Source organism: Psychroserpens sp. BH13MA-6, assembly GCF_052983595.1.
The window spans coordinates 262,796-279,048 of record NZ_JBRJGE010000003.1; the positions used below are offsets into that span (position 1 = coordinate 262,796).

Here is a 16,253-nt window from a genome sequence, read left to right on the forward strand (position 1 = left end):
TATCACCACGCAAACCGCAACAAATATAGAGAAGTAAAGTACAATATCGTTAGCGTCCATTTGTGATTTGTTTAAAGAAAATAGCTATACCTAAAAGCGTCGGTGCCCAAAGTCCGATAAAGATGGCATGAAGTTGATCGCCGTGTAGAAAAACGTATTCAGCCACCAAGATGATTACGACACAAAGTGCCAATATCAATACATTCCCAAACCCTAGTCGTTTTAATAATTTCATGTAATAGTCATTGGTTGATAGCTTAAATATATGACTTTTTAGACTTGCTTAGTCTTTATTATGAGACTAAAAGACTAAATTATCTAAATACAACTGCAAAACGATCATTGCAAAACTGCTAAAATAAAAAGTTATGGATTAGTCGTAAAGAAAATAATATGTGCTGTATCTTTGCAAAAAACAATAGCGATATGTCAGAAGACAAAAAACCAGATCAAGTCGTCTTTAATAACAAGACTCAACGCTATGATGCGGCTTTAAAGCCCTATGCTACCAATGTTGGTGCTCCAGCCATACAAGTACATGGCAATTCTACATGGAAAAATCGTAATATTTTAAAAGCCAACAAACAAATCCAAGCCAAATATCTTGAGCTCAAAGCTGAATACGACAAAATGATCCAAGAACTGGAATATAACAACTTGGTATACAATTCTCGCTATAATTTTGAACCACTTGTAGGTGAAACCTATTTTTTATATCGCGATAAAAAGGACCAACCCTTTTTATCCATCATAGCGCCTTCAGACTGTAATTTTGACTATATAGGTAGTTTTCAACTGAACAGTGAGTTCGTTTGGAAGAAAGTAGATGCGTCGTAGTCTTGTGCTTTTAACAAAGCATGTGACATAGATCTGACCTCTTAATCATAAAAACTAGCTTAAAAAATGGCAGATATCAGTAGGCATTTTGCCATGAACAACTCCTACTTATTTGTTCTTTAAAAGCGCATTCTGCTCTTCCATTAAGTCGTTAAGCTGGGCAAGTAATTCTATATCCTTAGGTGTTTTCACCACCTTATTTTTAGGATCTTCTGCCTTATCCTTCAATCGGTTCATGGTTTTTACCACCACAAATACCGTGAGACCAACGATGAGGAAATCTAAAAATGTTTCAAATAGCATTCCGTACTCTATAGCCACTTGATGTGTAAGCACCGTACCTTGAGCATCTAAAACTTCCTCACGTAACACATATTTTTTATCCTGAAAATTAAGACCGTCAGTCATTAAGGATAAAGGTGGCATAAATACCTTTTTCACCAACACATCAATCACCTTATTAAATGATGCACCAATGATGATTCCGATGGCCATATCCATCATATTCCCCTTAACGGCAAATTCTTTGAACTCCCTTAAAAATTTCATAAGCATCTCTTTTATTACTATTAAAAGATTGCAAAGATATTCGAACAGTTCGTGCAAAGCAATAGCAAACAGTTTTAGAAGAAACTTTTACTGTGATTGTGCTATTTTTTCTAAGAAATGACCGTTCACTTATGAAAATCACCTAGCAACGTTGCTTATTTTTTATAATATTTCTTATAGCCTCTGTAGGCGAAACCAGCTAAAATCCCAATGAAAGCTAAGGTAATTGCAATATATTGATAACTCAAGATCTGTTGTCCTGACTGATAAGAATGTAAGCCCGATAAATAAAAGTTGACACCGAAGTAAGTAAATAGAATACTAGAAAATACTAAAACAGATGCCAAATTAAAACCGAATCGACCTCGAAGCCCTGGAATCAAACGCATATGTATGACAAAAGCATAGAACATAATACTAATCAATGCCCAAGTTTCCTTCGGATCCCAACCCCAATATCGTCCCCAACTTTCATTAGCCCACATACCTCCTAAAAAGTTACCAATGGTTAGCATGACTAAACCTACAGTTAAGGCCATTTCATTAATAATGGTCAATTCTTTAATATTCAAGTCCATTTTCACCTTATTCTTTTTGGTTGTGAACGCCATCAATAATAACACGGTTAAACCTAAAATCATGCCAAGCGTAAAAGGGCCATAACTTGCCACAATCACTGCCACGTGAATCATTAACCAATAACTATCTAGTACAGGCTGAAGATTAGAAATAGCTGGATCCATCCAACTCCAGTGAGCTACCATCAATATCATGGATGTCACAAACGCCGTTGCAGCTAAAGTTAACATAGATTTACGACCGAAAGCTAATCCGAAGAACATGGTTGCCCAAGCGACATAAATCATCGATTCATAAGCGTCACTCCAAGGTGCATGTCCTGAAATATACCAACGTACAATCAATCCAGCCGTATGAATTAGGAACATCAAAAATATGGCGATCCCAAAGCCTTTTACGACTATATCTAAGACTTTACTTCGCGATTTAAATATTTGAATGATCAAGAGCACAAATAGTAAAGCTCCAGCAATCATGTAATAAGCATACAAAGATTTAAATATATCATATTGATTATACTTAATTTCTGTATTAATTTTTTGATCTGATAACATGACCTCACTTCCCTCCTGCTGTTGGTTCTTTTTGAAACCATCTAACAATCGATTGGCTGTGGTGTAATCACCAGACTGACGTGCTTTATAGAGTTCTCCTAAATAGTAACTAAAACTATTTTCTATAAATTTTCCGTAGAGTGTATCTTTAATCTGATTACGGTATTCCTCACGATATTCGACAGGTGAAATCCAAGTATTTCTCTCATCTTCTGGTACTGGAAATATTTTAATGGAACGACCATCAAGCGTATTGAATAATAAACTCATGCGATCATACGCTTCTTTAAATTCCTTCTGAAAACCGTTAGGCACCTCAGCACTGTAAGCCTCTTCTAAATAGGGTCCTAATTTATTCCGTCCGTCAGGTGTTAAAAAATCTGTAATCGAGACATACTTCTGATCGGTATCCACACCAATAATTTTGCGGATAGAATCCCCTTTCCGCTTGGCAAGATAAATGACGGGAACATTGTACCAAAACAACGGACTTTCTTGCATGGAAAGCAAGACCTGATTAGCATCAAACTCTTCGTAATGATCTTTCTTGCTAAGTTTACGTAATATTTCAGAAGCAAACGTATTCATAGGCATCATACGACCACTGTAATCTTGAATAACCAATCTTCCAAATTCATCGGCGTGCTCCTTGGGTGTAATATTGGCTCTAATCACAGAGTCTATTTTCGCCTTTGTTGGCCTTTCAAAATCGACTTGTGCCTTATGTTCATGACCGTCACCTTCAAAATGTTCCTGAGACTGCAAACTATCTTGTATAACACTAATTTCATCGGATGGTTCCTGAGCATAAGCTAACATCCCAATACACAGCATTGAAACCGTTAAAAGTTCCGATCTTTTGTCTTTTAATTTATCTAAAAAGCGTTTGAGATCCGCAAAGCGTGTTCCCTTAGCAAAAAGAATAGCCATTAATCCGAAGTACAACAAAAAATAACCAAAATAGGTCACCCATGTGCCCCATTGATCATGATTTACTGACAATTTGGTTCCTAACTCATCGGGAAAAAAGCTCGCCTGAAAAAACCGATAGCCTTCTTCATCTAGAATATTATTCATATAAATACGATAATCGTAAGGTGTTTCATTTGGTTTGATAACGGTCACCTCACTGGCAAACGCTGAGAAATTATCTTCGGTTCCAGGATAGCGTTCCGCAACAAAATCATTGAGCTTGATACTGAAGGGTAATTCCTTAACGACGGAGCCATATTTTACAGCTACATCTAAGCCTCCTACTTTTACTTGTTCAAAACGACCGTTGACATATTGACCACCTAACAAATTAACCGTTTTAGTCTCGCCATTTGCAGTAACATCCACGACAAGTCCATCTTCACGACTTCTTAACAACTGCGATTTTTTAACCACTCCGAAAGATCCGGTAACAACAGGTTTTGGAAACACCATAGCCATATTCCCAATTTGATAACGAGAACGCAAGGCCAAAGGTTGAATTGAATCCTTGACTAAGACACCTGTTTCCTGTGTTGCCATGGTCATATAATCCCCTTCGAATGGTGATTCTATAAAAATTCTGTTATCATCAGTGGTTAAATTAATCGCACCTTTCTTAGGATTGTTTAAGGTAAAAACGACATTATGAATAAGGGCTTCACTACCATCCTTGATAAAATGACTGTGAGATCCTTCATTGCCAGCCTCAACTAACTTTAAATACGATTCGCCCGTTTCATCTGGAATGATATCTAATTCGGCGTCCTTAACAAACTTTTTAACAGCAATGGTTACTGGCGTATCATCGTAGGTAGCTGTCACTTCAAAATCATTATCCAAACGCTCAGAAAAATCTACTGACTCCTGAACCACACGACGCTGTTGCTGTCCGTTGATCATTAAATCACCATCAATATAAGCCGTTAAATACACGTTCCGTGTGAGATAGGTATTAGTGGTTTCTCCTTCTCGAATAGGCATCCATCCTTCGAATCCAATGTATCTGGTAATGCCTGCACCGATGATGATAAAAATGAATGCTAAATGCAATATCAGCGTTGCCCATTTTTCTTTACGTAACAAACGGTATCTGAAAATATTACCTATAAAATTAATCACGAAGAGTACCATGATAGCCTCAAACCACCAGGCGTTATAAATGTAATGTCTTGTAAAAGGTGTTGGAGACGTTTCTTGTCCTGCATCGAGAAATGTACCAAATATCATGGCTACAGCATAAACAATAAATAAAATTCCAGTAAGTCGTGTTGAAAATAGCACGTTCGCAAGTTTCTTTTGCATAGCAAGAAGGCTTATTTTTAGTTGTGCAAAGATAACCAAATTAGTTTGTTTAAGACTCTTGAATGAGCATCAAAAAACTGTTAAAAACGTAAATTTCTAATCCTAGCGTTGGCGTGCTTCAAAAATTTTCAAATACATAAAGGTGCCCATTTTTCTTGCTCTTCTTTTGGCGTTATCTGTCACCTCTCCCTCGAACAATTCGTCCAGGGTTTGATACCATAAATTGAGCCAGACACCAAAATGCATTTCTGTGATTTGACCATTAAATTTTCGATCCACATCCACATGAACTTCCAATGGGTTTCCATGATACTTATGCTGAAGCTTTCTAGTCATAAACAAACTGCTTTCCCAAAATGTGGTCAAATGCTCTAAATGCGACTCCCAATCGGTAATTGTATCATTGAAAAAAGGCCCTAAAAGTTGATCCGCTCTTACTTTATCATAGAACAATGTCACTAATCTATAAAGGTCTTGTCGTGTGCTAATATCTTTGCGCATAAGACAAAGTTAGGCATCGGAATTAAATTATAGCTCAAAAATTTCCATTTCTGAATTCTATTGTATTTTTGTGTCATGATTTCAGTAGTACTTTTAGGCGCAGGTAATGTAGCCCATCATTTATACAAAGCATTTGTGGCTTCAGAAAATGTCAACGTCACACAGTGGTATAACAGACACTTGAAAACCATCGCTTCTTATAAAAATGAGGTAGCCATTACAGACAATTTGGCGATGCTTGAAAAAGCGGATATTTATATCATTGCCGTTAGTGATGACGCGATTTCTGAATTATCGCAGCAACTTCCGTTTGAAAACCGATTCGTGGTTCACACCTCAGGAAGTGTTAGTGCTTACGATTTGGATAAAAAAAATCGTCGTGGTGTCTTTTACCCTTTACAAACGTTTTCTAAAGGCGCTCATATCGATTTTAGCAAGGTGCCTATATGTTTAGAAACCTTAACAAAAAAAGATTACTTACCCTTAAAACAATTGGCGATTTCCATTACGAAGGTAACCAAGCGTGTTAATAGTGATCAACGTGCTGCTTTACATTTAGCCGCTGTTTTCGTAAATAATTTCACCAATCAGTTGTATCGTGTGGCTCATGAAATCACCGAGTCTCAAGGTGCAGAGTTTGACCTATTAAAACCTTTAATTTTGGAGACTGCGATGAAAGTTCAAGAGCTGTCACCTTACAAAGCCCAAACGGGTCCAGCCAAACGCAACGATAAAAAAACAATTAAAAAGCATTTAAAGCTTTTAGAAGACAATCATCATAAAGACCTTTATAAGTTACTAACAGCGTCAATAAAACATACCCATGGAAGATAAGAGTTACAAAGAATATTTAGAACAAATAACCACCTTCATATTTGATGTGGATGGTGTTCTTACAGATGGTACAGTCACTATTATGACCAACGGTGATATGTTGCGACGTATGAATATAAAAGACGGTTACGCCCTAAAAACTGCAAAAAATGCTGGTTTTAATATGTGCATTATTTCTGGAGGCACAAATCTAGGAGTACAAAAGCGCCTTGAGGGACTTGGTATCACGGATGTGTATTTAGGTGCTCATCAAAAAACAGAGCAGTTCCATGCATATTTGTCTGACAACAATATTGACGCAAAAAATGTGTTGTATATGGGAGATGATATTCCTGATGTACCAGTTATGAAATTGGCTGGATTGGCTTGTTGTCCGCAAGATGCGGCTATTGAGGTTAAGGCGGTTAGTCACTATGTCTCACATAGGTTAGGCGGAAAAGGCGCAGCAAGGGATGTCATAGAACAAGTTTTAAAAGCACAAGACAAATGGGACGGAAATTTCGATGCCAAGTATGACTAACAATTTTTTGACCTCATAAAGACCAACACCTAATTACTAAACAACCATCTAACTTTGCACATCTTAAATCTTATACGTTGGAAAAATCTAGCAATAATTATCATTGCACAAGTTCTTATTAAATATGCGCTATTTGAGCCATTTGATGTGAACACGGCTTTATCTACCGTCAACTTTATGGTCCTTGTAGTTGCGACCTTATGTTGTGCAGCTGCAGGAAATATCATCAATGATATATACGATGTAGAAACGGATCTTATCAACAAGCCTGAAAAGGTTATTATTGGAAAACAAGTCTCAGAGTCTTTGGCCTATAATTTATTCTTCGGATGCAATATTGCTGCCATTGCCTTAGGCTTTTACCTATCTCATAATATTGGTAAGAGTTCATTTTTTTCAATTTTTGTCATCATTTCTTTAGCACTTTATGTCTACGCTTCTTATTTAAAAGGCACTGTTGTTATCGGGAATTTATTGATTTCTCTGTTGGTTGGTACAAGCCTTTTGATTGTAGCTATTTTCGATTTACTCCCTATGATTACTCCATATAATCGTATTTCTCAAATTAAGTTTTTTAGTATTGTTGTTGATTATTCGGTGTTTGCTTTTCTTATTAATTTAATTCGTGAAATGGTGAAGGACATACAAGATGTAGATGGTGATTATAAAGCTGGAATGAATACGCTTCCCATTGTATTGGGCCGCGAACGTACTGGTAAAATTGCATTTGTAGTGAGTTTGATACCAATTACAGCTGTACTTTATTATGTGATCACCTATTTATATAAAAATCAAATTGCCATCGGTTATTTTCTCTTATTTGTTATGGCTCCTTTAATTTATGCAAGTATAAAAATTTTTACGGCTAAACATCAAAAGCACTATGCGTATATTAGTCGGATTTATAAGTGGATAATGCTCACAGGTTTATTATCTTTACTGATGTATCCGTTTCTACTGAAATAATATTTTATGCTACTGGACAGACTTCGCAACTACCAACTAATTTTAGCTTCGGGATCTCCCAGACGTCAGCAATTTTTTAAAGAACTGGGAATGACCGTTAAAATTCGATTAAAACCAGTTAAAGAGGAATTTCCAGACCGATTGCGACATTTTGAAATTAGTGATTATCTCGCACAGCTGAAAGCATTACCTTTTAAAGATGAATTAAAGGCTCATGACATCCTTATTACGAGCGACACCATCGTTTGGCACGACAATAAAGCCTTGGGGAAACCGAGAAGTCCGGAAGATGCTTTCAACATGATAAAAGCTATGAGTGGCAACTCCCATGAAGTTATTACTTCCGTGTGCTTTACAACCACAAGCCAACAAAAAACAGTGAATGCCATCACCAAGGTCACATTTAATACCTTGACTAACGACGAGATAAACTACTATATTGATAACTATCAACCCTATGACAAAGCGGGTTCCTACGGAATTCAGGAATGGATTGGACAAATAGGTATTTCCAAAATTGAAGGCTCCTACACCAATGTCGTTGGACTTCCCACACAACTCGTTTACAAAACGTTAAACAGCATGGTTTTATAACAAAAGCATTGTAACTTTAGGGTTAAAAGATGCCCATGAATTCATTTTATAAGCTACCATTATTTACAGGTCTTACGGTCATATTAATGATCAATTTTTTTAGTTGTAAGGAACCGGACAAACCTAAGTTAGAAGCTACAAACACAGTTACTGCTGTAGAAGATTCAATAGCATCAGTAGCATTGAGACCTGCTTTTAAATTAACGACTGATTTCAAAACGTATTGGTACAGTGGAACTGCTGAAATTTCTAGTTACCAATTAGAACAAGCTCGCTATGGTGAAATTCGAAAGGGTCAGGCCGCTTTAATTTATGTTACTGAACCTTTTTTACCAGACATTCAAGTGAAAGCTGATCAGTCTTCAGCATCCAGTATTCCTGTTCTGAAATTAAACGCCACAAAAAAATTCAATACGGGCATCTATCCTTATGCCATCATGCAATCCACTTTTTATCCTGTCAACAATACGCAACATGCGCTTAAAGTGAGTTGTTCGGTTCAAGAATGGTGCGGTCATGTATACACACAATTGAACAATAGACAACAGTTTGAAATCATGTCGCATAGTTATTTTGAAAATGAAGCCGATCAAAAATTCGCTTTGGAAAAATCTCTTTTGGAAAATGAACTTTGGACACAATTACGCTTGGATCCGCAGAGTTTACCCACAGGCAACATTGATGTTATTCCGTCATTAGAATTTATCAGATTGAAACATATACCATTACGAGCCTACAAAGCCAATGCGAATTTGGAATCTGACAAGTATGTGATTGCCTATCCGGAATTGGAAAGAACACTCACCATCCGATTTAACCCAAGTTTTCCTTATGACATCGTTGGTTGGGAAGAGACGTTTAAAAGTGGGTTTGGAAAAAATGCTGAAGTCCTAACTACCAAAGCCACAAAAATAAAAACCATTAAATCAGCCTATTGGAACAAAAACTCTAATGCTGATCAGGACCTGAGACAAACACTTCAATTAAAATCATAAAAACTGTTTTTTCTAATGTATCTTTGAAAGACCAATCCAATTTTTATATATGTTTTTTGAAGCTTACCAATCGGAACTCATCATCACTGGAATAGTGCTTGTCGTGCTATTGGTGGTCCGTTTTGCCAGCCATGCGCTCGTTAAAAAAATCGGAAGATCAAGCGGTATTAACGATGCGCGTATTCATTTGATTTGCAGATACATAACTGTCACACTCTTTCTCATTGCTTTAATCATTGAATCCTTCGTTTTTGGAGCACAATTAAAGGATATGACTTTTATTGTCTCTTCTGTATTTACAGTCATCGGTATCGCCTTGTTTGCCATATGGTCTATTTTGAGTAATGTGACTTCTGGTATTATCATGTTCTTTTCATTTCCTTATAAAGTGGGTGACAAAGTAAAAATCCATGACAAGGATTTCCCCATCGAAGCGGTTATTGAAGATATCAGAGCATTTCAATTACATTTGAGGTGTGACAATGGTGATCTCGTGACTTACCCAAACAATCTCATACTACAAAAAGCCGTTACATTGGTCGAAAAAGATGCCATCGATAGTTTTATGGATGATGGCAGTGATACTGTTTAATTCCTCTAAAATTGAGCACCAATAACAATCATATTAATTACATCGAATTTTACGCATCAGACCTTGACAGTGTTAAAGAGTTTTACCATCGGACATTTGGTTGGACTTTTACAGATTATGGTGATACCTATTGTGCGTTCACTAATAGCGGACTTGAAGGCGGATTCGAAAAATCGAATAAGCCTATTACCAATGGTGCTCTGGTTGTGTTATACCATCATGATTTAGAGCATATCAAACGTGAAATAATTAATAAAGGTGGAGAGATATCCGTTGATATTTTCACCTTTCCAGGCGGTAAGCGTTTTCATTTTAAAGATCCTGTCGGTAATGAACTAGCCGTATGGTCAGAGCTTTAATACCAACGTAAGATGACGAAAATTTATTTCATAGTGTTCTTATCCATTGTGCTCATGTCGTGTGCGAAGGAGCCTAAACGCATCGGTATCCAACCCTACGGAAACATTAATGATAAGACTATTTCTGATATCACTGAAACGCTTCAGCAGACCTATCAAATGGATGTCATTGTTTTGACGGAAAGAGAATTGCCAGAAAATGCCTTTGTCAATATAAAATCACCACGTTACAGGGCTGACTCACTTTTAAAAGACTTAATCAGACAGAAGCCTGATAGTATTGATTATGTACTAGGTATTACGGCTAGGGATATTTCAACCACAAAACGCCAACCTGATGGTCAAATCAAACAACCAGTCCATACATATCAAGATTGGGGGATTTTCGGATTAGCTTATCGTCCTGGCGAGAGTTGTATTGTTTCTACCTATAGATTAGCACATAAAGAACCAACGATTTACTTGAGTCGCTTACAAAAAGTTGGCGTTCATGAAATAGGTCATAATTTAGGATTAGCACATTGCCCAACAGCCAAATGCGTTATGCAAGATGCTGTAGAAAGTATTCAAACCGTGGATCAAGCAAACTTGAAACTTTGTGATCAATGCCAGCAACGCATTTAACGTTAAAGAAAATCTAAAAACTAGGCCTTCCCTAAGAGACTTCATTATATTTGGTTTTACTAACTAATATATCATGAAGAAACGATTACCAATCCTTTGTTTATTCCTCTTATTAACTGCGATTGTTAGCGCACAGCAGCCTAAAAAACCAACCTCCTCAGAGATTTACGAATCCATAAAAAAACTGAATTTTCTGGGTTCTGTACTCTATGTTGCTGCGCATCCTGATGATGAAAACACGCGACTCATTTCGTATATGTCCAATGAACTAAAAGCGCGAACGGCATACTTATCATTAACACGTGGTGATGGCGGTCAAAATTTAGTAGGACCTGAAATCAGAGAACTCCTTGGTGTCATTCGAACACAGGAATTGTTGGCGGCACGTCGTACCGATGGTGGCGAACAATTATTTACAAGAGCTAATGATTTTGGATATTCGAAACATCCTGATGAAACTTTAGCCATTTGGAACAAGACAGAGGTTCTCAATGATGTCGTTTTGGCCATACGTAAATTCCAACCTGATGTGATCATCAACAGATTCAATCATAGAACACCCGGTTCAACTCATGGTCACCATACAAGTTCTGCCATGCTCTCTGTAGATGCGTTCGATTTGGCGGGTGATCCTAATGCGTTTCCTGATCAATTATCACAAGTAGACACATGGCAGCCAAAACGCTTATTTTTCAATACCTCGTGGTGGTTCTATGGAAGTCAAGAGAATTTTGAAAAAGCTGATAAAAGTAATCTTTTGGAAATTGATACGGGTGTATATTTTCCTAGTAGTGGTTTAAGTAATCCTGAAATTGCTGCCTTAAGTAGAAGTCAGCACAAATCTCAAGGATTTGGAAGTACGGGAAGTCGTGGCACTCAAACAGAATATATAGAGTTAATTAAGGGCGATCTACCTTCTGATAAAACGAATTTATTTGAAGGTATAAACACCACTTGGAGCCGAATTGAAGGCGGTCAAGCTATTGGAGCCATATTACACAATGTTGAAGAAACGTACGATTTTAAGAATCCTTCAAAATCTATTCCTGAATTAATGCGTGCATACATGGCTATTCAAAAATTAGAGAATACGCATTGGAGAACGGTTAAAACGGCGGAAATAAAAGCCATCATTTCGGCCTGTGCAGGTCTGTATCTTGAAGCAACAGCAGCTACGAATCACGCGACGGCAGGTGCTGTCATCGATTTAAATATAGAGGTGATCAATCGCAGTGATGCCAATATAACGCTCACCAATATTATCACGCCAAACAATATTAAAATCAACAAAGATGTTACGTTGACCAATAACATTGATTACGAATTTAAGGAGGTATTGAAAATCAGTGAAGACCAAAATGTTTCAACACCCTATTGGCTCACCAAAAAAGGGTCATTAGGTATGTATGCCGTTGAGGATCCTTCCCTTATCGGAAAACCTGAAACACCTAGAGAACTCACAATCACCTTTCAACTTAACATTGCCAATACACCCATTTCTTTTACGAAGCCAATTGTTTATAAAACAACGGATCCAGTCAAAGGAGAAGTTTATAAGCCATTTGAGATTATTCCAGAGGCTTCGGCAAAAATTTCAGAGAAAGTGATTATTTTGGATTCTGACCAACAGCGTGAGATTGAAGTCCTTGTAAAAGCAGGTCGCGATAACCTCGAAGGTTTTGTGCAGTTGGCTTATCCTAATGACTGGAATGTTTTTCCAGACAAGCAGAAAATTAATATTGCCAATAAAGGTCAGGAAGCGCGATTGGTGTTTACAGTTATTCCACCAAAAGAGCAAAGCGAAGGCTTGATTACGCCAATGGTACATATCGGAGATCAAATTTATACACGAGAATTGATAGAAATCGATTATGACCATATTCCATTTCAAACTGTATTATTGCCTAGCGAAAGCAAAATTGTAAGATTGGATATACAAAAACGCGGTGAAAATATTGGATATATTGAAGGTGCTGGTGATGTTGTTCCCGAGAGTTTAAGACAAATTGGCTACAATGTAGCAGTCCTAAAACCAGAGGACATTTCCGCAGAAAATCTCAAACGTTTTGATGCCATTGTCATAGGCATTAGAGCCTATAACACCGTAGATGAGCTAAAGTTTAAACAACAACTATTATTCGACTATGTTGCACAAGGTGGCAATATGATTGTTCAGTATCATACGAACCGTCGATTAAAAGTGGACCAATTGGCGCCTTACGATTTACAATTGTCGCGCGATCGCGTTACCGACGAACATGCAGAGGTCACGTTATTAGCTAAAGACCATGAAGTTTTAAATGCACCGAATCAAATAACTGCAGCCGATTTTGAAGGATGGACCCAAGAACGTGGTTTATACTTTCCAGACGAATGGTCTAGTGAATTCACGCCCATATTATCTATGAATGATGCTGGTGAAACACCAAAAACAGGAAGTCTTTTGGTAGCCAAACACGGCCAAGGGCATTACATTTACACAGGGTTAAGTTTCTTTAGAGAGTTTCCTGCAGGCGTATCTGGTGCTTACAGATTATTTGCCAACATGCTATCACTTGGAAAAAATGACATGCAACCAAACACCCAAATCAAAAACTAATGGAAAAGTATAAATGGAACAAAATGTATAGCTTGATTCTGATCGCTAATATCATCTATATTATCGCATTTTATCTCATTACAAAAGCCTTTTAAAATGCAGCATTTAGATTGGATTGTTCTCATTGGTACCTTATTGCTGATTGTCATTTATGGCACTTATCAATCTCGAGGCAGCAAAAATGTCGAAGACTACTTAAAAGGTGGTAACACCTCAAAATGGTGGACCATTGGTTTATCTGTTATGGCAACACAAGCTAGTGCGATTACCTTCTTGTCTACGCCAGGACAAGCCTTTAACAACGGTATGGGTTTTGTTCAATTTTATTTTGGATTGCCTATCGCCATGATCGTGATTTGCATGGTATTTATTCCACTCTACCATCGATTAAAAGTGTATACGGCCTATGAATTTTTAGAAAACCGATTTGACCTAAAAACACGAACACTCACTGCTATCTTGTTCTTAATTCAGCGTGGACTCGCTGCAGGAATTACCATTTTTGCGCCAGCCATTATATTATCTGCAGTGCTTGGATGGAATCTGCTCCTGTTAAATATTATCATCGGATTGCTGGTCATCATATATACAGTTTCTGGAGGCACAAAGGCCGTTAATGTGACACAGAAACATCAAATGGTGGTTATTTTTTCTGGTATGATCATCGCCTTTATACTTATTATTACCCAACTTCCTTCAGACATCACCTTCTCTAATGCGCTTGACATTGCAGGTGCTAGTGGCAAAATGGAAGTTTTAGATTTTTCCTTTGACCTCAACAACCGTTATACCGTATGGAGTGGTGTTATTGGCGGAACTTTTTTAATGCTGTCCTATTTTGGAACAGACCAGAGTCAAGTGCAACGCTACCTCTCTGGGAAGTCTGTGAAAGAAATGCAACTCGGACTCATGTTTAATGGTTTATTAAAAGTGCCGATGCAGTTTTTTATTTTACTAGTAGGTGTGATGGTATTTGTTTTTTATCAATTCAATGAAGCTCCTATCAATTTTAATCCGACAGCGACAGACGTGGTGTTGGATTCGCAATACGCCAATGACTATAGAGCGCTTCAGAAAAAACAAAAAGAGGTATTTGAGCTTAAAAAAACTGCTATCAATGATTATGTTCTTAATAATGCATCTGAATCTGCACAAAGCATTGCCAAATTTAATACCGAAAGTGATCAATTAAGAGCAGATGCACGAACGCTGATAGAAAAAGCTGGGGAAGCAGAAAATATTAAGGTAGAAAGCAATGACAAAGATTATGTCTTTATCCATTTTATACTTCATAATTTGCCACGCGGACTCATTGGCTTACTGCTCGCTGTGATTTTAAGCGCAGCCATGTCAAGTACTTCTAGTGAATTAAATGCTTTGGCGAGTACTACAACTATGGATTTGTATAAACGAAACACTTCTGCTAAGTCAGAAAAAGAAATGGTCAAAGTTTCTAAGCTTTTTACACTTGGTTGGGGTATTCTTGCTATTGGTGTTGCTTGCGTTGCTAATCTTGCCGAAAATTTAATTCAGTTGGTAAATATTATTGGTTCTATTTTCTACGGAAATGTGCTGGGTATTTTCCTGCTGGCATTTTTCTTTAAGTCTGTAAGAGCTAACGCGGTATTTACTGCAGCTTTGATAACTCAAGCGATTATATTTTTACTTTTCGGATTAAATGAAGTTGAGATCATTAACCTACCGTTTTTATGGTTAAATTTTGTTGGTTGTATTCTCGTTATAATCATAGCGAAGCTCATTGATTTCAAAGAAATTTCTAAGAATCATAAACTATTGTTAGTCGGATTGATTTCAATCATTAGCCTTTTCGGATTCCTAATAATCAGTAACTCTTAACATCATGAGAACCATTAATTGGGGCATAATAGGCCTAGGAAATATTGCAACCAAATTTGCGCAAGACCTTGTAACTGTTGAAGGCGCAAAATTATATGCAGTCGCCTCTAGAAACCAACAAAAAGCCAATGGATTTGCAACTCAATTTGATGTAGAAATCGCCTATAGTGACTATGAATCTCTCGCGAGTGATCCCAATATAGACGCGGTTTATATCGCAACACCACATGCCTTGCACAAAGCCCATTCTCTAATGTGTTTAGAACAGAAAAAAGCGGTACTCTGTGAAAAACCATTTGCCATGAATCTTTCGGAAGTAGACGCTATGATAGCTTCCGCAAAAGACAACAGAACCTTACTCATGGAAGCCATGTGGACGTATTTTCTTCCACATTACCAGTTTGCGCTTGAGCAACTCAAAAAAAAGACCTTTGGCGCCATCACAAAAATAGAAGCTGATTTCGGCTTTAAGCCAGACTTTAATTTGGAATCTCGTGTATTTAAAAAATCTCTAGGTGGTGGAAGTTTGTTAGATATCGGTATTTATCCCATTTTTGCTGCGTTGTCTACTTTAGGAGAACCTTTACGAGTGGATTCGAAAGCTACATTTTTTGAAAATGGTGTAGATGCGTCTTGCTTTATCATCCTAAATTATGCTAATGATGTAGAAGCCCATTTAAAAAGTACACTTACAGAAAAAACAGCTACTGAAGCCATATTCTATTGTGAACGTGGCACCATCAAAATTAATTCTAGATTTCATGAACCGAGTTCGGTAACGCTTATTTCAGAAGGCGAAGAGCGTACATCTCATTTTGAATGTCACACACACGGTTATGATTATGAAACGCGACACTTTAATGATTTGTTAAGAACAGAAGCTTTAGAAAGTCCGATTATGACCTTTGATTTTAGCAGAAAACTGATGCGCACCCTTGATCTTATTCGGCATCAAATTGGACTACATTACGAATAAAAAAAACCCACTGTAAATTACAATGGGTTTCAATTTTTAT

At 37.2% G+C, this 16,253-nt stretch carries 16 protein-coding genes; 12 read left to right on the forward strand and 4 right to left on the reverse strand.

The window, feature by feature from the left end:
• Positions 1–49: 49 nt before the first annotated feature.
• Positions 50–235 carry a hypothetical protein gene (locus ACU8DI_RS08140; RefSeq protein WP_447112270.1) on the reverse strand — a complete coding sequence of 62 codons (186 nt, stop codon included), beginning with the start codon at positions 233–235 and terminating at the stop codon, positions 50–52.
• A gap of 191 nt (positions 236–426) precedes the next feature.
• Between ACU8DI_RS08140 and ACU8DI_RS08145 the strand changes: the two genes are divergently transcribed.
• Positions 427–837: a DUF2452 domain-containing protein gene (locus ACU8DI_RS08145; protein WP_447112271.1), complete on the forward strand. Its 411-nt coding sequence runs from the start codon at positions 427–429 to the stop codon at positions 835–837.
• A gap of 108 nt (positions 838–945) precedes the next feature.
• Here ACU8DI_RS08145 and mscL read toward each other — a convergent pair whose 3' ends face one another.
• From mscL to ACU8DI_RS08160, 3 genes are all read right to left on the reverse strand, one after another.
• The gene (gene mscL, locus ACU8DI_RS08150) at positions 946–1,386 is read right to left on the reverse strand and encodes a large conductance mechanosensitive channel protein MscL (protein WP_447112272.1); all 441 of its coding nucleotides are present in this window, start codon (positions 1,384–1,386) and stop codon (positions 946–948) included.
• 155 nt (positions 1,387–1,541) lie between these two features.
• Positions 1,542–4,796, reverse strand: a complete 3,255-nt coding sequence (gene ccsA, locus ACU8DI_RS08155; protein ID WP_447112273.1) for a cytochrome c biogenesis protein CcsA — start codon at positions 4,794–4,796, stop codon at positions 1,542–1,544.
• Between the two features lie 102 nt (positions 4,797–4,898).
• The gene (locus ACU8DI_RS08160) at positions 4,899–5,297 is read right to left on the reverse strand and encodes a group III truncated hemoglobin (RefSeq protein WP_447112274.1); all 399 of its coding nucleotides are present in this window, start codon (positions 5,295–5,297) and stop codon (positions 4,899–4,901) included.
• Between the two features lie 75 nt (positions 5,298–5,372).
• On the opposite strand from ACU8DI_RS08160, the gene ACU8DI_RS08165 reads away from it, so the two are divergent.
• From ACU8DI_RS08165 to ACU8DI_RS08215, 11 genes are all read left to right on the forward strand, one after another.
• A complete protein-coding gene (locus tag ACU8DI_RS08165) occupies positions 5,373–6,131 on the forward strand; it encodes a Rossmann-like and DUF2520 domain-containing protein (RefSeq protein ID WP_447112275.1) in 759 nt (252 codons plus the stop codon).
• Positions 6,121–6,651: a KdsC family phosphatase gene (locus ACU8DI_RS08170; RefSeq protein ID WP_447112276.1), complete on the forward strand. Its 531-nt coding sequence runs from the start codon at positions 6,121–6,123 to the stop codon at positions 6,649–6,651. Before ACU8DI_RS08165 ends, ACU8DI_RS08170 begins: the two co-directional genes overlap by 11 nt.
• Before the next feature lie 54 nt (positions 6,652–6,705).
• Positions 6,706–7,617, forward strand: coding sequence for a geranylgeranylglycerol-phosphate geranylgeranyltransferase (locus tag ACU8DI_RS08175; protein ID WP_447112277.1), 912 nt, complete (start codon positions 6,706–6,708; stop codon positions 7,615–7,617).
• Between the two features lie 6 nt (positions 7,618–7,623).
• Positions 7,624–8,211: a Maf-like protein gene (locus ACU8DI_RS08180; RefSeq protein ID WP_447112278.1), complete on the forward strand. Its 588-nt coding sequence runs from the start codon at positions 7,624–7,626 to the stop codon at positions 8,209–8,211.
• A gap of 35 nt (positions 8,212–8,246) precedes the next feature.
• Entirely contained in the window at positions 8,247–9,206 is a 960-nt protein-coding gene (locus ACU8DI_RS08185; protein ID WP_447112279.1) for a septum formation inhibitor Maf, read from the forward strand.
• A 49-nt stretch (positions 9,207–9,255) separates the two neighbouring features.
• Complete coding sequence (locus tag ACU8DI_RS08190) at positions 9,256–9,798, forward strand: mechanosensitive ion channel domain-containing protein (RefSeq protein ID WP_447112280.1); 543 nt, start codon at positions 9,256–9,258, stop codon at positions 9,796–9,798.
• An 11-nt stretch (positions 9,799–9,809) separates the two neighbouring features.
• The gene (locus tag ACU8DI_RS08195) at positions 9,810–10,157 is read left to right on the forward strand and encodes a VOC family protein (RefSeq protein ID WP_447112281.1); all 348 of its coding nucleotides are present in this window, start codon (positions 9,810–9,812) and stop codon (positions 10,155–10,157) included.
• 12 nt (positions 10,158–10,169) lie between these two features.
• Positions 10,170–10,781, forward strand: a complete 612-nt coding sequence (locus tag ACU8DI_RS08200; RefSeq protein WP_447112282.1) for a matrixin family metalloprotease — start codon at positions 10,170–10,172, stop codon at positions 10,779–10,781.
• A gap of 73 nt (positions 10,782–10,854) precedes the next feature.
• The gene (locus ACU8DI_RS08205; RefSeq protein ID WP_447112283.1) at positions 10,855–13,380 is read left to right on the forward strand and encodes a PIG-L family deacetylase; all 2,526 of its coding nucleotides are present in this window, start codon (positions 10,855–10,857) and stop codon (positions 13,378–13,380) included.
• 96 nt (positions 13,381–13,476) lie between these two features.
• The gene (locus ACU8DI_RS08210; protein WP_447112284.1) at positions 13,477–15,237 is read left to right on the forward strand and encodes a sodium:solute symporter; all 1,761 of its coding nucleotides are present in this window, start codon (positions 13,477–13,479) and stop codon (positions 15,235–15,237) included.
• Between the two features lie 4 nt (positions 15,238–15,241).
• Positions 15,242–16,213: a Gfo/Idh/MocA family protein gene (locus tag ACU8DI_RS08215; RefSeq protein ID WP_447112285.1), complete on the forward strand. Its 972-nt coding sequence runs from the start codon at positions 15,242–15,244 to the stop codon at positions 16,211–16,213.
• Positions 16,214–16,253: the final 40 nt, after the last annotated feature.